At 64.8% G+C, this 23,915-nt stretch carries 13 protein-coding genes; 5 read left to right on the top strand and 8 right to left on the bottom strand.

The window, feature by feature from the left end:
- Positions 1–16: 16 nt before the first annotated feature.
- On the bottom strand, positions 17–1,639 hold the full coding sequence (locus V0R59_RS13645; RefSeq protein WP_330074778.1) for an NADP-dependent glyceraldehyde-3-phosphate dehydrogenase: 1,623 nt from the start codon (positions 1,637–1,639) through the stop codon (positions 17–19).
- Positions 1,640–1,776: 137 nt separating this feature from the next.
- Between V0R59_RS13645 and V0R59_RS13640 the strand changes: the two genes are divergently transcribed.
- Positions 1,777–4,023: a putative bifunctional diguanylate cyclase/phosphodiesterase gene (locus V0R59_RS13640; RefSeq protein ID WP_330074777.1), complete on the top strand. Its 2,247-nt coding sequence runs from the start codon at positions 1,777–1,779 to the stop codon at positions 4,021–4,023.
- 24 nt (positions 4,024–4,047) lie between these two features.
- Here the strand turns inward: V0R59_RS13640 and V0R59_RS13635 are convergent, their stop codons facing one another.
- Positions 4,048–8,145, bottom strand: a complete 4,098-nt coding sequence (locus tag V0R59_RS13635) for a leucine-rich repeat domain-containing protein (RefSeq protein WP_330074776.1) — start codon at positions 8,143–8,145, stop codon at positions 4,048–4,050.
- A 126-nt stretch (positions 8,146–8,271) separates the two neighbouring features.
- Here V0R59_RS13635 and V0R59_RS13630 point away from each other — a divergent pair, with 126 nt between their 5' ends.
- On the top strand, positions 8,272–8,499 hold the full coding sequence (locus tag V0R59_RS13630) for a hypothetical protein (RefSeq protein WP_330074775.1): 228 nt from the start codon (positions 8,272–8,274) through the stop codon (positions 8,497–8,499).
- 33 nt (positions 8,500–8,532) lie between these two features.
- On the opposite strand, the gene V0R59_RS13625 is transcribed toward V0R59_RS13630, so the two are convergent.
- Positions 8,533–8,847: a DUF7693 family protein gene (locus tag V0R59_RS13625; RefSeq protein WP_330074774.1), complete on the bottom strand. Its 315-nt coding sequence runs from the start codon at positions 8,845–8,847 to the stop codon at positions 8,533–8,535.
- Positions 8,848–8,959: 112 nt separating this feature from the next.
- Positions 8,960–10,096 (bottom strand): cationic peptide resistance protein CprA, encoded by a 1,137-nt coding sequence (cprA, locus tag V0R59_RS13620; RefSeq protein WP_330074773.1) that lies wholly within the window; start codon positions 10,094–10,096, stop codon positions 8,960–8,962.
- 345 nt (positions 10,097–10,441) lie between these two features.
- Here cprA and V0R59_RS13615 point away from each other — a divergent pair, with 345 nt between their 5' ends.
- From V0R59_RS13615 to V0R59_RS13605, 3 genes are all read left to right on the top strand, one after another.
- Entirely contained in the window at positions 10,442–11,482 is a 1,041-nt protein-coding gene (locus V0R59_RS13615) for a hypothetical protein (RefSeq protein WP_330074772.1), read from the top strand.
- Between the two features lie 34 nt (positions 11,483–11,516).
- Positions 11,517–12,611: a metal-dependent hydrolase gene (locus tag V0R59_RS13610; protein WP_330074771.1), complete on the top strand. Its 1,095-nt coding sequence runs from the start codon at positions 11,517–11,519 to the stop codon at positions 12,609–12,611.
- Positions 12,612–12,714: 103 nt separating this feature from the next.
- A complete protein-coding gene (locus V0R59_RS13605; RefSeq protein ID WP_330074770.1) occupies positions 12,715–19,998 on the top strand; it encodes an RHS repeat-associated core domain-containing protein in 7,284 nt (2,427 codons plus the stop codon).
- Positions 19,999–20,001: 3 nt separating this feature from the next.
- On the opposite strand, the gene V0R59_RS13600 is transcribed toward V0R59_RS13605, so the two are convergent.
- From V0R59_RS13600 to V0R59_RS13585, 4 genes are read right to left on the bottom strand one after another with little or no spacing between them, the layout of a single operon-like run.
- A complete protein-coding gene (locus V0R59_RS13600) occupies positions 20,002–21,156 on the bottom strand; it encodes an alginate O-acetyltransferase AlgX-related protein (RefSeq protein WP_330074769.1) in 1,155 nt (384 codons plus the stop codon).
- Positions 21,156–22,571, bottom strand: coding sequence for an MBOAT family O-acyltransferase (locus V0R59_RS13595; protein ID WP_330074768.1), 1,416 nt, complete (start codon positions 22,569–22,571; stop codon positions 21,156–21,158). The genes V0R59_RS13600 and V0R59_RS13595 overlap by 1 nt, the downstream gene beginning before the upstream one ends.
- An 18-nt stretch (positions 22,572–22,589) precedes the next feature.
- The gene (locus V0R59_RS13590) at positions 22,590–23,252 is read right to left on the bottom strand and encodes an alginate O-acetyltransferase AlgF (RefSeq protein ID WP_330074767.1); all 663 of its coding nucleotides are present in this window, start codon (positions 23,250–23,252) and stop codon (positions 22,590–22,592) included.
- Complete coding sequence (locus V0R59_RS13585; RefSeq protein WP_330074766.1) at positions 23,249–23,908, bottom strand: SGNH/GDSL hydrolase family protein; 660 nt, start codon at positions 23,906–23,908, stop codon at positions 23,249–23,251. The genes V0R59_RS13590 and V0R59_RS13585 overlap by 4 nt, the downstream gene beginning before the upstream one ends.
- Positions 23,909–23,915 lie beyond the last annotated feature (7 nt).

Here is a 23,915-nt window from a genome sequence, read left to right as displayed (position 1 = left end):
GGGCCCGAACGGCACCTCAGAAGATGTAGTCGGTGGTCAGGAAGCTCGACTCGCGGTTGCGGATGATGTCGCTGATCAGTTCCTTGTTCGCTTCCTGGAAACGGGTCGCCACCAGGGTGCGGATGGAGAAGGTGCGCAGCGCGTCATGCACCGACAGGGTGCCTTCGGCGGAGTTCTTGCGGCCATTGAAGGGGAAGGTGTCGGGACCGCGCTGGCATTGCGCGTTGATATTGATGCGCCCGACCTGGTTGGCGAAGGTGTCCACCAGCAGGCCGATGTCCCTGGAGTTGGTACCGAACAGGCTGAGCTGCTGGCCGAAGTCGGAGTCCAGCACGTAGTCGATCACCGTCTGCAGGTCGCGGTACGGCACAACCGGCACCAGCGGGCCGAACTGCTCCTCGTGGTAGACGCGCATCGCCGGGTTCACCGGGTAGAGCAGGGCAGGGTAGAAGAACGAACCGCGGCTCTGCCCGCCACCGGGGTTGAGCACCTTGGCGCCATGGCCGAGGGCGTCGTCCACCAGGCCGTTGAGGTAGTCGATCTTGCCCGGCTCCGGTAGCGGCGTCAGGCCGACGCCCGGGGTCCAGGGCATGCCCGGCTTGAGGGCGGCCAGCTTTGCCTGGAATTTCTCCAGGAAAGCATCCACCACCTGCTCGTGGACGAAGAGGATCTTCAGGGCGGTGCAGCGCTGGCCGTTGAACGACAGGGCGCCGGTGATCGCTTCGTTGACCGCGTTGTCCAGATCCACCTCGGGCAGCACGATGCCAGGGTTCTTCGCGTCGAGGCCGAGGGCGGCACGCAGGCGGTGCGGGCGCGGGTGCAGCTTCTTCAGGTCGCTGGCGGCCTTGTTGGTGCCGATGAAGGCGAACACATCGACCTTGCCGCTGGCCATCAGCGCACTGACGGTCTCGCGGCCGCGGCCGTAGATGACGTTGATCACCCCGGCCGGGAAGCTGTCGCGGAAGGCTTCCAGCAGCGGACGGATCAGCAGCACGCCGAACTTGGCCGGCTTGAACACCACGGTGTTGCCCATGATCAGCGCCGGGATCAGGGTGGTGAAGGTTTCGTTCAGCGGGTAGTTGTAGGGCCCCATGCACAGCGCCACGCCCAGCGGTGCGCGACGGATCTGGCCGAGGGTGTCCTGTTCCAGCTCGAAGCGGCTGGAGCGGCGATCCAGCTCCTTGAGCGCGCCGATGGTGTCGACGATGTAGTCGCAGGTGCGGTCGAATTCCTTCTCGGCGTCCTTGAGGTTCTTGCCGATTTCCCACATCAGCAGCTTGACCACGGCCTCGCGCTGCTGGCGCATGCGGCCGAGGAAGCCCTCGACATGGCGGATACGCTCTGCCACGCGCATGGTCGGCCAGGCCCCGCGGCCCTTGTCGTAGACATGCACGGCGGCGTCCAGGGCGGTGAGGGCGGTGTCGGCGTCCAGCAGTGGCGCGCTGCCCAGCACCACCTGCTGCTCGCTGCCGTCCGCCTGCTTCAGCCACACCGGACTGCGCACCGTGGCCAGCGGGCCTGCCCAATGGCGCAGCTCGCCATTCACCAGGTAGTCGCGCTGCTCCAGCGGCGCACCCAGGCGATACGCCTCGGGAATCTCTTCGGCAGTGGGAAACAGCGAATCCAGCAAACGATCCATGGCACGACACCTCTTTTTCTTTGAATGGTGAAACGTTTCAGTCGAGCATAACGCCGGCCGACAAAAAAAAGCCAGCATGCCTCAATATTGTTTTGCCATCGCCGATAACCTTGGAAACGGACGCAAGCAGCCGGCGTATGACGACAAGAACCCTTGCCCTGCAACACCCCCCTCGCCACCTACCCACCCGCGTGCGCTCCACCGCTTATCGTCTGCTGCCCATCGGTTTCGCCGTGATCGGCATCGGTTTGTCCGTTGCCCTCGGCCGCCTCGATGTGCAGCGTCAGGAAAGCGAGTTGATCGCCACCGCGAGCATGCGCCTGTCGGGCATTCGTGCCGGATTGGAGGCGCAGATGCGCTCGGCCTTTGGCGAGACCGAAGGAATAGCGCAGTTGCTCAGTGCCGATGGTGACATCTCCACGGCACATTTCCATGACATGGCGCGCCAGGCCATGGAATCGGTGTCCTATATCCGCCATATCTCCCTGGCACCCAACGACGTGATCGCCGATGTCTATCCGCTGCAGCGCAACCAGAGCGTGCTCGGTCTCGACTATCGCGTGCTGCCGTCGCAGTACCCGCTGGTGCGTCGCGCCCGCGACAGCCAGGAAGCGGTGCTGGCCGGTCCGGTGCAGCTGTACCAGGGCGGCAGTGCCCTGGTCTACCGGCGGCCGGTGTTCCTCAAGGGGCACAAGGGCGTGCGCCTGTATTGGGGCAACGTCTCGGTGGTGGCGGATATCGACAGCCTGCTGCGCGCTGCCGGGGTCGCCGAGGATTCCACCTTCCGCCTGGCCTTGCGCGGCGCGGACGGCGAGGGTGCTGCAGGGGCGATGATCTGGGGCGAAGCGGCGCTGTTCGAGGATTCCGCCGTGACCCTCAACGTCGATGTGCCCGGTGGCACCTGGCAACTGGCGGCGATGCCGCGCGGGGGCTGGTCGTCGCTGAGCCTGTTCGGCTCGCCGCTGTTTCTCTTCGCCCTGTGCACCACCGGCCTGTTCAGCCTCTTCGTCGCCCAGCTGAACCGCAGCAACCGCCTGATCAACCAGCGCAACGCCGAACTCAAGCATTCGCAGGCGCAACTGGAGCGCCTGGCCCACTACGACGCCATCACCGGACTGCCCAACCGCGTGCTGTTCCTGCGCCGCCTGGAACAGGCGCTGCAGGCGCCACGGGCGCAGATGGCCGTGCTGTTGCTGGATATCGATGGCTTCAAGCAGGTCAACGACAGCCTCGGGCACGCCTTGGGCGACCTGCTCCTGGAGCAGGCGGCGCAGCGTCTCGGCGCCGGCATCGGCCTGGACGACACGGTCTGCCGCCTGGGCGGTGACGAATTCGCCTTTATCCTCACCCGCGCCGACAACCTGGACTACGTCACCCGGGTGGTGGATGGCCTGCTGCGTGCCTTGCAGCGCCCGTTCGACCTGAAAGGCAATGCGGCCTTGGTCAGCGGCAGCATCGGCATTGCCCTGTGCCCCGAACATGGTGATACCAGCGAAAGCCTGATGCGCCACGCCGACACCGCGATGTACGCGGCCAAGGAGGGCGGGCGCAATGCCTGGCGCCTGTACCACGGCGACATGACCGCGCGCCTGCAACAGCGCCTGGGTCTGGAGCGGGCCCTGCGCCGGGCCCTGGAGCAGCAGGAGTTCGAACTGTGGTACCAGCCGCGCATCGACCTGTTCAGCGGTCGCGTCGAAGGCGCCGAGGCGCTGCTGCGCTGGCGCGATCCGCAGCACGGGCTGGTTTCGCCGGGAGACTTCATTCCCCTGGCCGAGCGCACCGGCTTGATCATTCCCCTGGGCGAGCAGGTGCTGGAGCTGGTGTGCAAGCAGGTTCGCCTGTGGCGCGACCGGGAAATGCTCCCCGGCCCGATCGCCATCAACGTCGCGGCCTTGCAGATCGAGCGCAGCGACTATGTCGCCAGCCTCACCGCCGCGCTGCAGCGACATGGACTGGAGCCGGCGCTGCTGGAAGTGGAAATCACTGAAAGCCTGCTGATGGAAAGCCAGCAGCACGCCTGCGAAGTTCTTGCGCAACTGCAGGCCTTGGGCGTGGCGACGGCGGTGGATGACTTCGGCACCGGCTATTCGTCGCTGGCCTATCTGAAGGCCCTGCCGATCAACCACCTGAAGATCGACCGGGCCTTCATCAAGGACCTGCCCCAGGGCGAGAACGACGTGGCGATCACCCGGGCGATCATCGACCTGGGACATGCCCTGGGCTACCGGATCACCGCCGAGGGCATCGAGACCCATGCCCAGCACCAGTTCCTGCGCAATGCCGGGTGCGACCACGGCCAGGGCTACCTGATCGGCCGGCCGATGCCGGCGGAGCGCTTCGAGCACTGGCTGGCCGGCGAACGCTTCACCGCCGTGCAGTACTGAGCCGCGCGCCGCCGGCGCGATCACTCACCAGCGCAGCGGGTTGCCCTCGGCGATGCCGCGGGTGAGGTCGTCGAGCAGCCGCCCGCGCTCGCGTTCGAGCTGGCGGCGCAGGTGGTTGGCTTCCTCCAGGTACTCGCCTTCGCTCAGCAGGTTCTCGGCATCGAGCAGTTGCGCGTTGGCCTGCTCCCGCAACTGTTCGAACTCGGGGTGGTAGCGCTGCTCCAGGTGCCTGACCCAGAAGCGGATCACCGGTTCGCCGTCATTGCCTTCGGCGAGCAGTGCATCGCGGCCGACGGCGGTGTTGCCGTCGATCAGGCGCAACTGGTGGCGTACCACGCTGGTCCAGTTGCCCTGGAGCTGCGCCGCTTCCCGTTCGACGCCGGCCAGGTTGACCGGCTCCAGAGCCGTCGGTGCGATGTGCATGCGCAACTGCGGGTCGCTGCCCAGGCGTTGCAGGGTCAGGGCGCGCAGTGCCTGCAGTTGTGCCTCGCCCAGGTTCGGCAAACGCGCCACCAGGGCCTCGTCGAGGGCCAGGCAGCGCGCACTGTCCACCGCCACGCGCAGGTAATGCTCGCTCTTGAGTCGCGGTGTAGCGAAGGGTTCGGGCCGTTCCAGGTCGGCGATCTGCTCGAATTGCAGCAGGCTGCCGGCATCGAGCCGACGCACCATGGTGCGCGCTCGCGGACTGGATTCCAGCCACGGCAGCATCGCGCGGAAGCGTCGCCGCGTCGTGCTTGGTGCTGCACCGTAGAGAGGGTCGTCGGCCACCCGGCGCAAGTCGCGGCGGTACTCCACCGGCATCAGCCGGCCGAGGCGTTCCCAGCACGCCAGGGTGGCATCGTCGGCGTCGAGCAACAGCGTGGTGTAGTCATCCTCGGCCACCAGCAGGTCGATGCCGGTGGCCTCGTAGTGCGCTTCGATGCGATTCAGCGAGTCGTTGTCCAGCGGGTTGTATTCCAGGCCCATGGCGCGTTGCACGGGGGGTGTCAGTTGCGCTTCGAGCCCCTCGGGCAGGCGGTTGATCAGGTTGGAGGACAGGTCGAGGTTCTGCAGGTGTGGCAGCTCGCCCAGGTGTTCGGGAATGCGCCGCAAGGAACAGTCGAACAGGTTGACATCGCGCAGGTTCGGCGCTGCGGTGAGGTCCGGCGGGCTTTGCAACGGGTTGCCGGAAAGATTGAGGTGCTCCAGTTGCGGGTATCCGGCCAGGGCCTCCTGGGAAATAGACGACCAGCTGATGGCGTTGTCGGTCAGTTCCAGGTGGCGCAACTGGGCGCCGAGTCCCGCCGGCAGGTGCCTGAGCTCCAGGGCGCTGGCCCATACCGCACGCAGGGGCGGCAACTGGCTGAGCAGCAGGCGGGGGATGTTGCGCAGCGGATTGGAGCTCAGGTTCAGTTCGTCGACATGGGCGAAGGCGTTGCCCAGGTGCGGCAGCATGGCGAAGTCCTGGTCGTCCAGGCCGATCGACGACAGGTCCAGTTCGCCCGGCGTGGCCTGGTTGCGTTGCCAGCAGCGGATCAGGCTGTCCCGCGCCACGGTGCGCAGCGGCGCCGCGGAGGCCCACTGGCCGAGGGTGGTGCGCAGGTAGTCCAGCTGGCGCTCCAGGTTGCGCAACTCGACATGCGCCACCTGGCCGGCGTCGTGCCACTGTTGCAGCGCAGCGCGTGCCTGTTGGTCGCTGAGGCTGGGATACAGGCGCCGATAGCGTGTCAGCAGTCCGTCCGCGGAAGGGCGTGCGGGCGGGTAGTGCGCCGGTGGCACCACATCGAAGCCGCCGAGCAGGCGCCCGTCGTCAGGCCAGCCGTCGGTCTCGCCTGACCAGACCTGCCCACGGGTGTATTCCGGATAACTTTGCGCCTGGCCGACGATCATGTCCTTGAGGGCCACGGGCTCGTCCTGCAGTTCCGGGACCGCCTGCCGTATCGCTTCGAACAGATCCTCCTGCGCGGGTTGTGCCGTGTCTTGCAGTAGTGCGCGGTAGCCGTCGCGAGTCTTGAGGATCAGCCGCGCATCGCCGGCGAAGCGATCGCCGGCACGCGCCAGCAGCGCTCCGGAGGGATCGCCGGTACGCAGGTCGAGGCGACAGTCGGCGGGCCAGCCAGCTTGCCGGGGCAGGCCGAGCAAGGCCAGGCGTTCGCTGTCCGGGCTGGCCCGATCCGGGCGATAGATGCCCTCGAACGCTGCTTGCAGCGGGTCCTCGGCGGGCAACCCGGCACGGAGGCGTTGCAAGGTCGGCAGCAGTCGCGGCGGCAGCGGGGCATGCTTGAGATAAACGTCCAGCAGTTCGTCGCGGCCGATGTCCTCGATACGGCTGGCCAGTTCCAGCTCCGCGTCGCTGTAGTCCGCCACCTTTGCGCCGAGGCGGCGCAGCAGGGTCTGTCGCGGCCATTGCAGCGGATGTTCATGTGCCATGTGCCAGGCGCCTTCGCCGTTGTGTTCGAGGACGGGCTGGAATGCCTCAGGGTCCTGCGGGTGCTGGATGCACCAGCGCTGGCCGTCGGCGTGGGGACGCACCGCGAAATGCCCGTCGTCGAGGCAGACATGACGCTGCTCGCCCGACGCCAATAGGCCGAGAGCGTTGACCCGGGCGTCGGCGGGCGGTTCGACGCGGTAGGGTTGCAGGTCGCCATTCCACAGGCGCGGCGTGCCGTCCGGGCGGATCACCTCGATCAGGTTGCGGGTGAACTTGCCGGCGTAGTGCAAGGCCACGCCCGTGGCCACAGCGGTGGCCAGGCCCAGCGCCACGGCCTTGGCGTGGTCGAGGGCGGCGTCGATATCGCCTTGCTCCCAGGCCTCGACGCCTTCGTAGACGTCGCCAAGGATCTGTGCGGCGAACACCAGCATCATCAGGCTGCCCGCCGCCGGCACGAAGAACGCGGCCACCCCGAGCAGGTCCAGGCCCAGCGACTCCCAGTAATGCAGGCGGCGCTGGCGTGCCGCCTCGTCGACCTCGGCGCTGGGCACGGCCAGGTGCCGGGCCTCATTGAGCAGGCGGCGGTGATGACGATCCTGCAGCCAGGCGAACAGTTCGCTGTCGATGCTGGTTTCGACCCAGTGCAGGTCCGTTTCCGCCGGTGCCTTCCACAGGGTGGAGCGCTCGGCGGGCAGGGTTTGCCCCGTCAGGTTGCGCTGCAGCACGCTGGCGAAGTGTTCGACGCGATCCTGCTGGATGTACCCGAAGAAGCGCTGGCGGAACGCCGGCTGGCACAGCTGGCGCAGCAAGGCCTGCTGGCACGCGACCAGCGTCGGGTAGCGGAGCAGCGCTTGCGGCTCGCCGGGCAGATAGAGGAACACCGCCAGCGAATCGGCATGGGGATGGATCACCAGGGCCTCCAGGACATCGACGCCGAACAGGCTGAAATGCGTGCAACGCAGCGGAGTGTCTTGCGGCGTTGCGTCCAGCAGGCGTTGCACCTGATCGTGATCCGCGTGTGGCTCACGCATGCGCGCCAGCAGCAGGTCCAGTTGCAATTGTTCACGCCGGGCCTGGATCGCCAGGCTGTGCACGTCCTTGCGGCCGAAGATGTCGTTCAGGTGCGCCTGGTAGCGTCGGCCAAGGTCGAGGTCATGGCATTGCTCGGCGAACTGGGCCGCAGTGAAGGGCAGGGAATCGTAGTGGTAGCGAGGGTAGCCGTTGGACCAGGTGACACGGAACTCGCCGAGGATCGCCACGCTCTCCGGCTGCATTTCCTGATCTTTCTCGAAGTTCTGCAGGGCGGCCTCGAACAGCGGTTCAACCCGGTGGTTGAGGTCCGTGGCAACGGTGCCCCAGTTCCAGTCGCGGCTGAAACGCACGAAATGCATCCTGCGCAGGTCGCCGCCGTTGAGGCCGAAACGCTCATGCAGGCGCTTGAGCAGCAACGGCTCGGCGAAGTCGGGAACGGCGCGCAGGTCGGCCATGGCCCTAGCCAGGGCGAAGGTCAACCTGCGGGTTCGCCGTTGTGCCTGGTCGACGGCGTGGCGCAGTTCTGCGGGAGCACCGTGGAACCAGGTGGCGTTGGAGTGATCGTCCAGATGCTGCAGTCGTGCCAGCTGGTCTGGATGCAGATGCTGCAGCCAGCGGGGCAGGCGCTCCTCTACGACGAGGTGGTGGAAGCCAGGTTTTCCGAAGGTGTTTTCGTTCATGTCGGGGCACTCCTTGTGAAGGAGCGCCAGCACATCGCGTCTGCGCGCGGCGGCGGTGGCACATAGTTATCCCGTGCCACGGCTATAGTGACAGGAACCGAAGATTTTCAGCCGAGGAGCGTGTCCATGGCCCTGATCAGCCGCGAAGTCTGGTGGTTCGAACCGCCCAAGCCGGGACAGACCGAAGCCGACCTGCGCTGGGGCTTCCTGGAGATCCACAGCGACCGGCCGCCGCGTTTCGTCGATGAGCGGCCGACCGACAGGCAGATGGCGGAGCGCAAGAGTTGCCGGCATTTTCCGGTGGAGGAGGAACTCACCGCAGCACCAGCACCAGAAAGCAAAAAAGATGGGTAGGTACCGATGCCGCGATGAGGCCCTGACGTTCAATCAGAGCCCCCGCAACATCCCCTCGACCTGCTGCCGCTCCCACACGCTCATGAACTCCACCGGATTGGTCCCGTACGGATGCGCGGCATCGTAGATATAGGCCGCGCCCTCGGGATCGTAGCAGCGGTCGCAGTAACCCAGGCCATCGCCATCGTTGTAGAGGGTGAACACCCAGCCATCCACTTCCACGGTCAGCAGTCCGTTGCGGACCTGCGACCAGCTTTGTTCGCCGATCCGTCGCAGTGGACGGATACCCTGGGCGATGTCGCGGAGAATCTGGTAGGCCTCGCGGGAGGTCAGGGCAGGACTGTTCAAGATGGGGGCTATCTGGCGGAATTCGCGGGCAAGGGTACAGCAGGCACTCGGTGAATTCACTCGCTATCGCGTGCCTGCGATGTCTTTCCTGATAGAACTGCCAGGTTTCTGTCTATTTGAAATCCCATTGCATTTGCGTGGCGATGCTGATGTCGCGGGACGAACGCACGCACACGTCTAGGTAGTCGGTGAAACGTGGCGGCACGGCGATGCCTTCCTCCAGCAGCCGGCTGTTGTCGAACAGGTAGTTGAGGTCGGCGAAGCCGCTGTACAGGCGCAGGGCACGCAGGACCAGGCGCGGGTTGGCCGGGCCGATGCGCGATTCGAAGTCGCCGGCCAACTGCTTGAGGTCGTCCACGCCGATCTTGCGATAGCGTTCGCCGACCGGCATGGCGCCATTGGCAAGGGCAAAGGCCTGGTCGATCTCGCCGAAGGTGCAGGCTGCCTGGTGGCCGGCCGAGATGTGGTAGAGGTTGTGTTCCAGGCGTGGTTTCAGCGTCAGGCCGATCAGCGCTTCGGCGCAGTAGTCCACCGGGATCACGTCGATCTGTTCGTCGAGGCCGCAGGTGAAGCTCTCCAGGGCGAAGCCCATGCGGAACACCCAGAAGATGCTGCCCGAGGCCTGGCAACCCAGGGTGCGATGACCCACCACGATGGAAGGCCGCGCCACCACCAGCGGCAGCGACGGCAGTTCCTCGCTCATACGCCGCTCGATCTCCGCCTTGGATGCGGTGTAGTCCACCAGTTGCTCCTCGCCCCGCGGGAAGGCCCAGGACTCGCTGATCGGCGATGCCTGCTGCGGGCCGCAGCACATGGCCGTGCCGACATGCAGGAAGCGCTTGAGCCGCTTGCTCCGGCTCATGACCTCGGCGAAGGCGAAGGTGCCCTCGACGTTGACCGGCCAGATGGTCGGGTTCTTCGAGAACGAGGCCACGGCGGCGCAGTTGATCACCCGCTCGACCAGCATCAGGCGCGGGGTTTCCCGGGGCAGCCAGGTGGTGTCGAGGAAGTCGCCGAGGATGATCTGCTCGCTGCCCAGGCGCTGGCACGCGCTGTCGTCGACACCGTGCTGGAGCAGGTTGTCGCGCAGGCGTTGCAGGCCCTGTTCGGGGCTGTCGGCGCGTACCAGGAAGGACAGGTTGGCGCCATGGCCCTCGGCGAGCAGTCGGGCGGTGACGGCACCGCCGAGAAAACCGGTGGCGCCGGTCAGGAGGATGCGTTCGTGGAAAACGATAGGGGCGGCTTGCATGTTCATAGGTGTCCTGGGAAGTGTCGGTTACCCATGTTTCAAGGCCTCATGCCGGAACGTCTGGATTAACCACGGGGGTTGTTGAAGTTCAACTTCCGGGCGCGTGGGATTGTTCGCCCGATATTGCTCGCGGAACGTCGAAGTTGGCTGTAAGCCTTGAATTACCTGCCTGTCAGTGGATGGCTGGCGCGGCCATGATCACTGTGGAGAGGGGACTTTTCAATTAAACAGAATGGTCATTCGGGTGAAACAATCTTTATGAAGTCACCCGCAGATCATTGATTAAATTGGTGTCATGTGAAAATTTCGAAAGTTGCTTTCAATGCCTGTCAACGGGAAGCGCAAATGAAACCAGTCAGTTGGCTGTTGTTTGTTCTGTTGTTCATCGTCCGCGCTGCGCTTGCGCAGGATTGCGAGCGTGCCGTCGGCAGCGATTGCCTGCGTGCGTTCGATCTGCCTGGCGCGGCCGGTCGCCTGCATTACTACAGTTCGCGCGGTCCGGGCGAGGGCATGCCGCAGGCGGCGCTGGTGGTGCTGCACGGTCATCCGCGGGATGCCGGTCGCAGTTTTGCGGCCGGTCTGGAAGCGACCCAGGCGGCGGGTCAGTTGCCCGATACCCTGGTGATCGCGCCGCTGTACCAGGTCGGCGACGCGGCGCGCTGCCATTCCCCTGGCGTGCCGGCGGCCCGCGCCGGGGACGCCTTGTGGACCTGCGCCAGTTGGCTGGCGGGCGAGCCTTCCCTGGGGGCGCATCCCGTTTCGGCGTTCGCTGCGCTGGATGCCTTGGTGGTCGAGCTGGTGCGGCAGTGGCCCGGACTGCGGCAGATCACCCTGGCCGGCTTCTCCGCCGGGGCGCAGATGCTGCAGCACAGCATCGGCTTTGCCGCGCCGCCACCGGCGGGTGTCGAGGTGCGCTACGTGATCGCCGATCCGGGCAGCTGGTTGTATTTCGACCCGCTCCGGCCGGTGGCCGGCGGGGCAGGCTATGCCTTTCGCCAGCCCGCGCCAGGCTGCCCGGGATACGACGACTGGAAGTACGGCACCCACGCGCTGCCTGCCTGGTTGCCGCGAAGCGCCGCCGAGGCCAGGGCTCGCTATGGGACGGCACGGATCGATTACCTGGTCGGCGAGCGCGACGACAGTGCGGCGAAGGGCGCCTACTACCGCGTGCTCGACAAATCCTGCGCCGCGCAGCTGCAAGGGCCTTTCCGCTTGCAGCGGGCACAGGCCTACGTGGCCTACGAGAAAGCGCTGCTGAAGCCGGTGCAGCCACGGCGGATGGTCGTGGTACCGGGCTGCGGGCACGACGTGAGCTGCGTACTGACGTCGCCGGAAGCGCGGAACGTGCTGTTCCCGGCGGTGTCTTCCAGCCAGCCGCTGCGCTAGCATCTAGCTCTTTGCCATCCTCAAGGGGAAGCCATTGGATTCATTGACCCAGGCCGTATTGGGCGGCGCCATCCAGGGCGCAGTGCTTGGCAAGGTGCAAGGGCGGCGGGCGTTGCTCTATGGGGCCGTGCTGGCGACCCTGCCGGACCTCGACGTGGCGATCCGCTACGCCGACCCGGTGTCGAGCATGACCTACCATCGCGGCTTCTCCCACTCGCTGTTCGTCCTCACCGGCCTGGCCTTGCTGCTGACCTGGCTGACCCTGCTGCTGGTCCGGCGCCGCCGTCCCGATGCAGGCTACAGCGGCCCACGCCTGTTCCTCGGGCTGTGGCTGGTGCTGATCACCCACCCCTTGCTGGACGCCTTCACCGTCTATGGCACGCAACTGCTCTGGCCCTGGCAGCCCACGCCGCAAAGCTGGGCGGCGGTGTTCATCATCGACCCGCTGTACACCGTGCCCTTGCTGCTCGGGGTGATCTACGCTGCGGTGCGCGGCATGACCGACCGGGCCAGGGTACTGCTCGGCGGCCTGTTGCTGGCGAGTTGCGCCTACCTGGGGTTCGGCCTGCTGTCCAAGAGCATCGCCGAACAACGCTTCCATGCCGCGCTGAGTGCCCAGGGGATCCAGGCCAGCCAGTTGCGTGCCGTGCCCATGCCGTTCAATACCTTGCTCTGGCGAGTGCTGGCGAAAACCCCGGAGGGCGACTACATCGAAGGGGTCAGTGGCCTGTTCGACGATGACCCGCCAGAGTGGCAGCGCCTGCCGCTGAACCCCGAACTGGCGCAGGTGCTGGAAGGCATGCCGTTGCATGAACGGCTGCGCTGGTTCACCGGTGACTGGTTGCGCTACGACGTGGTGGGCGATGCCCTGGTGGTCAGCGACCTGCGCATGGGCGTCCCCGGCAACTACACCTTCCGCTTCCGCATGGCCGGCTGCGACCCGCAGGGCCGCTGGCAGGCGCAGACGCCCAGCTCCTGGCCCGGGGCCGGCGTCGATTCGATCCGTGACGGCGAGGCCCTGGGGCTGATCCTGCGGCGGATCTTCCAGCAACAGCCCGCGCTGCCGCTGGCGCAGTGGAGCGCGCGCGGGTTCGACGCTGCCGTGCCAGAAGGTGTGTGCGCGAACTGAGGCTGGAGTGCCGCCTAGCGGAACTGATATTTCTGTCAGTTGTGGCGAGTGGCCTGGCGTCGCGTAATGGGTCATCAAGACCCACCGCGCGGAGCAGCAGGCCATGGACCCAGCCACCTGGAAAAGCAACGGCAGCATCGATTCGGATCGCAGTGCACTGACCAGCACCCGCCTGCAGGCGGTGGTGATCGACAAGATGACCGGTGAGTTGCTGGAAAGCACGGTCTTTACTCCGAGCAAGCCGCGTCTGGGCCAGTATCAGTGGCCCAAGGATTTCGCCGACCATATCAACCGACACCTGCAACTGGCCCGCGCCGGTGAATTCAGCGCCGAGGGCCTGGTCACCCTGGAAAGCAGCTACAAGAACGAGTTGTGGGCGGCACCGGGGGTAAAGGTGTTCGCCACCCACCTGCGCACCAAGTTCTGGGAGTCCATCGGTCGCTTGAGCGGCAATGTCGACCTGGACGACGATCATGTCCTCGTCACCGAGGTCCGCAACAAGCACACCGACACGCTCTACGAAACCCTCGCCTACAAGCCGGGTGCGATGACCAGAGACTTCTGGCCCAGGGAACTGGCGACCTTCATCAACGAACACAGCCTGTTCGTCGCTGCCGGCAAGGAAATCTCCGGCGAGCATGCCGTCGCCCTTACCACCGGCAGCGTGCTGTATTCGCCGATACGCGACCGCAGCTTGAACGAGGTGCATGCGCCGGTCGGCTCCGATCTGTCTTTCAGGCTATTGATCGAGCGCTGGACGGACGTCGGGCAGATCCGTTCCGACCGCGGCTGCCTGGCGGGCCGGCAACTGACCGCAGTGGTGATCGACAACGGCAGCGAAGAGATCCTCGAACGTACCAGCTTCACCCCGCCGGCGGCCAAACGGGGTTACTCCAGCTGGCCCAAGCTGTTCGCCGACCACATCAACACGCACCTGAAGCTGGCGCGGGCCGGCAAGTTCGATGCTGATGATCCCGGCACGACCTGGAGCACCTACAAGAACAGGCTGTGGGCCGCGCTCCCGGGAACCCGGGTCTTCACCACGGCGCTGCACGCCGATGCATGGGAGGCCGTCGAGACCATCAGCGGCGCCGACCTGACCCTGAAGTCGGTGGTCACCGTGCAGGCCTGCAGTGCCTTGACCGGCAAGGTCTACGAGACCGTCAACTTCACGCCGGCCAAGGACCGGCTGGAAGCTGCGCAGTGGGCGCAGGACCTGGCCAGGTACATCAATGCCAACAGCCAGCTGTTGCGTGCTGGCCGACCATGGCGAAGCGATGAACACCCGGCGGCGACCATCCAGGCGGCCGACAATGACACCGATATCTGTTATCCGTCCTCGATGCTGGACAAGAACTCTATCTGGGTACCGAAAGGCTCGGGCCTGGCGGTCAGGCTGGTCACCCGCTCCTGGCAGAAGTCCGCCCTCGGCATCGATTCGGACAGGGCGGCGCTGGAAGGGCGGCCGATCACGGCGGTGGTGATCGACAGCGTCTCGGAAGAAATCATCGAGACCACCCGGTTCGTCCCGGACAAGGCGCGCCGAGGCTACCAGCAATGGCCGAAAGACTGCGCCGAGGCAATCAACCAGCACGCGCGCTGGATGCGCGTTGGCGACTATGACGCGGCGACCGGCTTCAGCACCAAGGAAAGCACCTGGGACAACTACCTGTGGACCCTGTCCGGCACCCGCGGCTTCATCGTCGGCTGCTGGCATGCCGGGTATTGGGAAAACATCGGCAGCCTCGGCGGCGGCGACCTGGACGTGAAGTCGGTGGTCAGCGTGCGGGTGTGCAGCCGGGTTACGGGCAAAGTCTACGAAACGCTGAACTTCGTCCCGGGCAAGGAGCGCCTGGCCGTGGACCAGTGGACCCAGGACCTGGCCAAGCATATCAACCAGCACAGCCAGTTCCTCCGCGCCGGTCGGGAGTGGACTGCCAAGGAGCTGGATGCGCAAAAGATCAAGAGCGAGGGACAGGAGCTGTTCTACCCGAGCGGCAATGGCAGCGGCGCCAACCTGCTGTGGGTACCGAAGGGCTCGTTGTTGAGCGTCGAGATCGCCGGCGATCGCTTCCAGGTGGCGGCGCCTGCGCCGGCGATCCCCTATCGGGTGGAAGTGGACAACTTCAGCGGCGTGTATTCGTGCAAGGTGCCGTTGGCGAGGTTGGTGGGAAACAATGGAGCAGGGCCGGAGCTGGAACTAGAGCTGGATGTTTCCAGGAGTCGAACGGAGCTGGTCGTGAGTTCATTGTTCATCGCTGCTGAAATGGACACCTCTAACCCCGCAGATGTAAAACTGAAGCAGACTATAAGCCTGAAGACGTCAAATGGGATTTATCATTCGATCTCGCGAAGTAATGCCGATGATAAAACCTTCGTCTTGGGTGATGTCAATCTTATAGCCAGCGCCAGCGGGTGGGTCGTCGAATACAAGGACGGGCGTCGGGAGTATATGCGCGAGGTGAGGTGTTTCAGGGAAGCACTCGATAACTACCACAAACAAGAGATCTATTTTCTTCCTGACCGGATAGAAACGCCTACGGGTCTTGGTCTGAAGCTGGAATGGGAAAACTCCAGCCTGACCTCTGAGCTGACAAGTCTGGTTAACAGTCTTGTCGATTCCAGAGTGGTTTCACCCGTGATGGCAGTACTCAAAAATATCAAGGATGACTATGGCGTTTTATTGGCAAAGGGGTCATATACGAAGACTTCGACGAAAGTGACAGTGTTTCCCGATCGAAATGACCGAAAAGTCGTGTGTGATATGTTGTTTGAAGACTTTGATTTCGAAAAGAAATACGCGCTCGAGAAGTTCGGGGCAAACCCGATAGCGTTCGATAGTGCAGTGCTGAAAAAGGTGAAGTTCAGCTACGCGAACGGAGATGTTTCAACGCTGAGTTTTCACTACAAGAACAAGCAACTGGCAGAAGTACATGCCGTGGAAAGTGGTGGTTGCGACAAGCTGACCTGTGATGCCAACAACAGGGTAACCCGCCATGTTCGTTCGGTACCCGGCACCGAGGACAGGGTCTGTACTTATGCCTACGACGATAAAGCCAGGAAAACTACGGTCAGCAAGGAATGTGGAAGTTTCAAGGGGAGCGAGGAATATCACTATGAAGCCAAGACCAACCGGTTGTGCCGGCATGTCATGAAAAACGCGGGTCATGAAGTGGCCAGGGACTATTCCCAGGTGCAGGACGCCAAGAGCAAGACGCTGGTCATGACAGCGAAGACCACCTATTCCAAAGGCACGGCGTCACGCTCGGAAGTTGTGAAGGTAACGCTGGACGAACATGGGAACGTCATCAAGCGTGAGGAAGATGGTCTTGTTACGGAGTGGACTTATTATCGGGGTGATCCGGAAGTCAAGGAGAAAAAGATAAAGTCGACGCGGGTGGAGGCGCAGACGTCCGGGACGGGCCTCATATTCGGCTGGGCCATTGACTATTTCAACCCGATAGGCTGGTGCAACAACATCTTCAACGACAAGGGACTGACCTGGGGAACGGACTATGAGCGGGAACTCTATTTCGCTCCGCGGGCGACGAAACACGACAAGAAGACATTCGGCTTGCCCCTTGAGCTGAACTATCCCGGCGATCTGCAGTTCTTCACCCGTCATGTCGAGTCCGAACGGGTGTACACCATGAATGGCGATCAGCGGGTGGATCTGAAGTGGACGTTCTACAACTACGCGACCCTCAAGCACTACGAGGGTGACAAGAAGCCCGTGTCGATGGTCATCGACAAGAAGATTGTCTTTCACGACCCCGTTTCCGCCGACCACAAGAAAATGGACAGCCATGCCGGTGGCGAACGGTATACCTACAGCTATCACACCGACATGAAAAAGTCGGGTTGCTATGGCGATCCCAGGTCCACCGAAGTTGTCCTCTTCGACAAGAGTGGCAAGGACATCGCCAATTCAAAGCGCGAGGAGAGCTACGCCACCTCGACCCAGCGCAACGACAGCTCCACGCATATCAGCTACGAACATATCATCGAGGAGAGCGTGACCAGTTCCGGTCTGACGACCACATTGTTCAAGGACGTGCTGACCGGCCAGGTACGGCGCGAGATGTACTTTGGAGAAGGCCAGGACAAGTACCTGGACTATGACGCCCACGGCCGCCTCAAGACCGTGAAGTTCCTCAAGCAGAGCCACAGCGACGTCCTCCGGACCTATACCCATGGCTACTACCGCCACGGCGAGCTGAGCCAGGCGGTGGTGAGCTCCGATGCCAACAGCGTGCGCAACATCTTCGACCAGGCCGGCCGGCTGGTGCAGCACCAGCGCTTGATCAGCGCCGCCACCGGCTGGCGTACCCTGCAGGCTTATGGCTACGACAGCCTGGGGCGCGAATCGCAGTGCATCGAATACGACCATGGCGCCGACGGGCGTTTCCTCAGCCGTTCCGTCACCACCATCAGTTACGACGACTGGGGCCGGGCCAACAAGGTGAAAACCGACGGACTGCGCCGCTACAGCGACTACGACCCCATCGCGCTGAGCCTCACCGAGTGGAGCGAGGATGCAGACGGCAAGGTCGATGGAGGCAAGACGGTCACCCACTTCAATGCCAATGAAACCCCTGCATCGATGCAGATCCAGGACGCCGCCGGCAAGGAGCTCGGCAAGCAGGGTTTCGCCTACAACAGCAAGACCGAACTCAGCAAGATCAGCAGCAGCCAGGGCGATACCGCGTACGAATACGACGCCTTTGGCCGCACCACCGTGGTGACCCAGCCAGGGGCGACCTTCAAGAACAGCTATCCCGCCCACACCCTGGCGCCCATAGCCACCGGCGCCTCGATGCAATGGAGCAAGGACAAGCAAGCGGTGAACCTGGACCTGGGCAAGCAGACCGTGGACCTCTACGGCCGCGTCACCCAGTTCGAGCGTGGCACCTTCAAGCAGGCCTACAGCTACAAGGATGGCGGGCACTTCGGCACGCCGACAGCCGACAGCACGGCGGCGGCGATGAACCAGCCTGCGCAGCAGTGGCTGGAGCTGCAGGAAGTCGGCCTGTGGGTGCGGGAAAGCCACACAGGCCAGGTCTCCGGTGACACGCTGGGCACGCGCACCTGCTATTCGCTGCAGGGACGTGTGCTGCGCAGCATCGATGCATTCGGTCAACAGACCCATTACCACTACAGCGCCGAGGGCCATCATCGGGCCCAGGCCAGCAGCCAGATGAGCAGCCTGGTGCTGCGTGACGTACGGGGCCGGATCCGTGAAGAACGCACGCAGTGTGCGGCCTCCGGGCATCTGGTGACCACGACCTACAGCCACGATGCCCTTGGCCGCGAGACGGAACGGCGCATCGCGGTCAACGGTTTCGACGACCTGAGCATCCAGCGCACCTATGACGACAACGGCCGGCTGAAGCGATCGCTGACCCGCACGGGCAGCAAGAACACGGTGATCCGTGACGAACACTACACCTACGCCACCAGCGGCAGCCTGCTCGGCTACACCTGCAGCGGCTCGCACAAGCCGGTGACCTGTGGCTTCGAACAGGAGCAGATCGATTTCGAGCACGATGTTGCCGGCGGCGTGAGCAAGGCCACCCTGAAGGTGACCAAGGAAGCCTATGGCACCCATAACGTGATCAACACCTGCACGTACGCCGGCAAGGGCATCAGCGCCGAGGAACTGAGCGAAATCAGCCTCAAGCGCCAGGGCCAGGATTCGGGGCGGATCATCAGCTTCGGCAACGACAAGCGCGGCCGGCTGGAGACGCTGAAATGGGTGTACGGCGACACCACCAGCGCGGACTACAAGCTGGTCTACAACGCCCAGGGCCGCCTGCACCAGATCGAGGACGTGAAGAACCAGTACACCACGGCCTACACCTATGACATGGCCGGCAAACTGGTGGGGCGCAAGGACAGCAGGCACACGGTCGACCTGCTGTATCGCCACGACCGGCCCTATGCGCAGATCCGCCAGAGCCACGCCAGCAAAACGGTGCAGCGCATGGTCCTGCTGAACCAGAGCGACGCCTGCGAGTTGCAGCGCATCGATACCAGCAAGGCCGGTACTGCCAGCGGCAGCGCCCACACCCTGGAGATCAAGGATGCCCATGGCAGCATCATCGCCAGCTACGACCTGGCCGGGAACAATGCGCGCTTCTTCAGCTACACCCCCTACGGCGAACGGTCGACCTCCCACGATGACCTGTCATGGCGCGGCTTCAATGGCGAGGTGCTCGACCCGGAAATGCTCGGTATCTATCACCTGGGGCACGGCTACCGGGTCTACAGCCCGTGGATGATGCGCTTCACCAGCGCCGACAGCGAAAGTCCGTTCGGCGCGGGTGGGGCGAATGCGTATGCCTACTGTGGCGGCGACCCGGTGAACTACTGCGACCCCAGCGGCCACCAGGCCATTGGTCGCTACACCCATTCGGAGAGGGCCTATTTCAGTGATCCGCTGGTCGAGGCGATCGTCACGGGGGTGATCGGCCTTGCCCTGGGCGGTGCCGGCGGGCTCGCCTCGTTCGGGGTCATGGGCGCGGTGGTCTCGGGTGGCCTGAGCGCGGCGGCGACCGGCCTGGGCATCGGCGCGATCTATGTCGGCAAGAGTAACCCCGACCTGGCGGGGGTGATGCAGATGCTGTCCTTCGCCCTCGACTTCGACGGCACCTTCGGTAGCGTCGCGTCCCGACCGGCCCGCGGCGCCGGGATCTATCCGCGCGCCGGCGGGGGCATGGACATGCCGGCCTACGGCAACCTGGGGCGCGCACCACAGCCAGCGGCAGCCCCGCAGACACACATACTCAAGACGCCGTCGGGGGCAGACCTGTTCCTGCTGCATTCGCACCCGAAAAACAAGACGCTGCTGATCGACGCCCACGGTAGCTCGTTGAAAGGCATTACCTACGAAGACGGCACGATGCCGCCGAAGCGCTTCAACACCAGTGTCACGTCCGAGATAGGTTTCTACGCCGACCATGGCTTCACGACTCCCTTCCCCCAAGGCAAAGGTTATCCGCAGGTGCTCGGTGGCGGGGCTCCTGCGGCCAACTTCTACCGCAAGGACTATCCCAACTACCTTCTCCATGAGCTGGAACCCGAATTCGTGGCCCGGGAGTTCAACATGTCGTTGAGCGATGCGACGCTCCTGCGCGAAGACATCGGGAAATACATCATGGAGGGGAAGGGTCAGATGGACTATCTGACACCGCTCAGGCCGATTGCGCTGGACCACGTGTTCGATGTACTGAAACGCGAGGGATTCACCTACCAGACCGTCCTCGGCCTGCACTGCCGGGGTTCGCGTCATCACTCGCGCTGGCACAACATCGCTCGCATGGCGATCAGAAAGGGAATCAACTCGATGGCGGCAACCACCGGGCGACCACCGGTATTCCTGCCGTGAGGCTCAGTGCAGGCCGATGTCGCTGCCGCCCGGGGTCTGCAGGTCCCGCTCCGGAATCTCCCAGATCACCAGCTTCGGCGGGGTCTGGGTGAAGGCCGGGCTGTCGAAGTAGGCCCTGGCCGCGCCGGAGAACTCGCCGCCATCCTTGGCGAAGTTACCCACCGGTGCCGCCAGCGCCTGCTGCAGGAAGCCGGCGAAGTTGGAATTGCGCGAGAACGAGGTGCCGATCAAGGCTACGTTCGGCAGGTTGTCGTCGCCGAACAGGTCGTCGAGGTTGTCGCCGTCGCTGTCGGCTTCCGGAGTCTGCTCGGCAATGACCGAAGCCGCCACCTGCTCCTGGGGCGGCTGGTACTGCGCCGGCAGCCAGTCGAGCCCGGCCAGGCGCACCAGGTCACCGGGACGCACCGCCGGGGCTTGCTGGCTGACACTGAACTCGCGCTTGGGCGTGGCTTCGAAGCCGAGCCCATGGATCTTCTCGCCGATCGCCAGCGCCGCCGCCCGGGCGCCGGCCTCGCTCCAGTGGGTGTCGAGGCGCAGGAAGGCCTCGGCACCGAGCGGTTGCAGGGCAGGGGTCAGGTCCAGCACTGAGACGCCGGCCGCCTGCAACGTGGCCGTCCAGGCGCGGATACGCGGCTCCAGGCTGGCCGGGCGCGGTAACTCGCACAACTGGGTCGCAGCGATGCGGCTCTTGTCCGGTACCACGCTGACCAGCAGATCGATTCCACGCTGCTTCAACCGATCACGCAGGGCACCCACCGCCTCGGCCTTGGCCCGGGCGTTGTCCGCGGCATGCCGGTTGAGCTTCAGCTCATCGCTGATGAACAGCCAGCCCGGGCAACCCTGGCGCACCCGTGGCCCGCTGTCGCCAAGCAACAACCAACTGCCGCCGCGCTCCAGCTGCGCGGCATGCTCCGGCAGCGGCGCCTTGGCCAGCTCCTTGGCAATGCGGTGGGTGATCTCGCCTTCGAGCACCTGGTCGTTGGACAAGGCCTTGCCCGGCAGCAGTTCCAGCTTGCCGCTGAACAACAGCCAGCCACAGGACAGCAGCCCGGCGGCAAGGAAGGCGGCAAGGACGGCACCGGCCAGCGGGCTGGTACGCAAGGCGATGTCGCTCGGCGGCGTCGGCGCCGTGGACGGCGGTGGGGTCTTGGTCGTCATCAAAACTGGAAGTACAGGAAGGGCACGGCATCACGGCTGGCGATCAGGGAGAACGCCAGGAGGAAGCCGGCCACGGGCCAGAGGGCAGCCAGCACCGCGTACAGCGCGCTGTGACCGTAACGTTGTTCGACACGCGCCTGGTACAGCGGCGCAATCACGCAGAACACCCCCAGCGCTGCCGCCAGGGCATGCACCGGGCGCACGCTGGCGGACAGGGCCTCGCCGAGGGCGAAGCCGTGCAGGCCGAACTGGCCGCCGTACATGGCCAGCGCGGTGGCGAAGTCCGGGGCGCGGAACAGGGTCCAGGCCAGGCACACGAACAGCAGGGTCAGGCTGTGCGATAGCGCCTTGGGGATCGCCGGCAGGCTGGAACGGCTCCAGGCCCGGTCGATGCACAGCGCCACGCCATGGGCGGCGCCCCAGAGCAGGTAGTTCCAGCTGTCGCCGCCATGCCAGAGGCCGGCGATGGCCATGGTCAGGAACAGGTTGCGGTAGGTGTTCCAGGTGCCGAAGCGGTTGCCGCCCAGGGCGATGTACAGGTAGTCGCGCAGCCAGCTGGACAGCGACAGGTGCCAGCGCCGCCAGAAGTCCTGGATGCTGCTGGCAAGATAAGGCCGGTTGAAGTTCTCCGGGAAATGGAAACCGAGCATCAGGCCCAGGCCGATGGCCATGGCGCTGTAGCCGGCGAAGTCGAAGAACAGTTGCAGCGAATAGGCCAGGCAACCCAGCCAGGCGTCGAGGAACGACGGGTTTTCCAGGTGGAAGGCGATGTCCACCAGCGGCGACAGGGTGTCGGCCACCAGCACCTTCATGCACATCCCGATCATGAAGCGCCGCGCACCGAGGGAGAAGTTCTGCCAGTCGAAGTAGCGCTGGTTCAGCTCGCTGCGAACCCAGTCGTAGCGAATGATCGGCCCGGCGATGGAGTGGCCGAACATCGAGATGTAGGTGGCGAAGTTCACCAGGCTGCGTTCCACCGGCACGGTATGCCGGTGCACGTCGACCAGGTAGGAGATCGCCTGCAGCACGATGAACGACAGCCCCGCCGGCAACGCCACCCGCTGCCACTCCAGCGGCAGGTAGCCGTAGTGGCTGATCAGCTCGCTGTAGGTGGCGGCGAGGATATTGGCGTACTTGTACCAGCACAGCACCAGGGTATTGAGCACGATCAGCGCCGCCAGCAGGCGTACCCGCCCGCGGCCGTCCTCGCGGCTGCGGTCCACCAGCAGGCCGCCGGCCCAGGCGATCACCGTCAGCACCACGTGCAGCAGCAGGAACAGCGGGCTCAGCCAGCCATAGAACAGCCAGCTGCCCAGCAGCAGCACGACGTTGCGTCCGCGCGCCGGGCTGAGTGCATAGACCAGCATGAACAGCGGCAGGAACAGCGTGAGGAACTCAAGCGAGGCGAAAACCATGGTGCGGCGGACGTCCTGTCAGTTGGCCAAGGTGTCGGTGGTACCCAGCAGGCGCGGACCTTCGGCCCCCGGCACCAGCATCACGCTGTAGCGCTCGCCGGCCTTCAGCTCGCCCAGGTCCAGTGGATTGCCGACGTTGGCGTTGGCGCAGACCAGTTGCACCGAGAGCTTCACCGGGTTGATCGAGCGGCGCTGCACGCTGCCGTCGGCGGCGTCCTTGAACAGGTCGGCCGTGCGTCCGGCCGGACGCAGGGCGGCGCCCTGGCAGGCCGGGTCGAGGCTGACGAAGGCCAGCGAGGCCTTCAGGGCGTTGAAGTCGTCGGGCTGTTCGCGGACCACGCGCTGGCTGATCTTGCCGCCGTCGTCGAAGGCGAACACCGTGGCGAATTCGCCCGGCGCTACCTGCAGGTCCAGCGCCGAGCTTTGCCCGGCGCGGCTGAGGGTGCCCTTGATCGCCTTGTTGGCCGGCACCTGGAGATAGTCGGAGACCTTGCGCGTGTCGTTCAGGTCGAGGCTGGCCTTGGAGCCGCTGGCTTCCATCTTCAGTACGCCGGGAGCGACATTGACGAAGCGCAGGAACGCCGAGTCCTCGCTGGGACCGGTGGGATAAAGGGCGACTTCGGCGCTGGCGCTGGCCGCAGCGAGCACCAGGGGCAGGGCGAGGAGGGTGCGCAGGCTCATTTCTTCGCCCCTTGCACCGCCGGGGTTTTCACCAGGGCGTCGGTGATGGCCTTGCTCCAGCTGGTGTAGCCCATGGCGGTGAAGTGCTGGCCGTCGATGGTTGCCCATTGGCCCTGCCTGGCGAAGCTCAGCGAGTCGATGTAGTCGCACGGCGCGACGTTGGCGGCGAGGAACTTCGAGGTCATCTCGACGCGGGCGTAGGTCTTGCCGTACTTGCCGCCTTCGGTGCCCCAGCCCGGGCCGACCCACACGCACTTGGCGCCGGTTTCCTTGATCGCCTTGGTCAACTGGGTGGTCTGCTGCCAGATCCAGGTCTTGGGGAAGGCCGGCTTGGTGTAGTCGGCCATGGTATCGCCCATCACCACCACGATCAGGTCGGCCTTGTCGGCGGCCACCAGCTGGCCCACCGGCTGGGTGGTGGCCTTGTTGCCGAGCACTACGGCCTTGTCCTTGTTGCGGCGTTCGGCACCGCCGCATTCGCCGGGCACCACCTTGGTCCAGTCGCCGGCCTTGGAGCCGCAGACGCCCAGGGTGTGGACCTGCGCGCCCTGTTGCACCATGTTGTCGTGCAGGCTCTTGATCAGGTAGTCCGGGGTAGCCAGGTGGCTGTCGCCGATCATCAGGATCGTCAGGCCAGCGAGAAGGGAAGCAGCCATGGTGAAT

The organism is Pseudomonas ulcerans (genome assembly GCF_036324125.1).
GTDB classification, from domain to species: Bacteria; Pseudomonadota; Gammaproteobacteria; order Pseudomonadales; family Pseudomonadaceae; genus Aquipseudomonas; species Aquipseudomonas ulcerans.
This window is presented reverse-complemented; position numbering and strand designations above follow the sequence as displayed.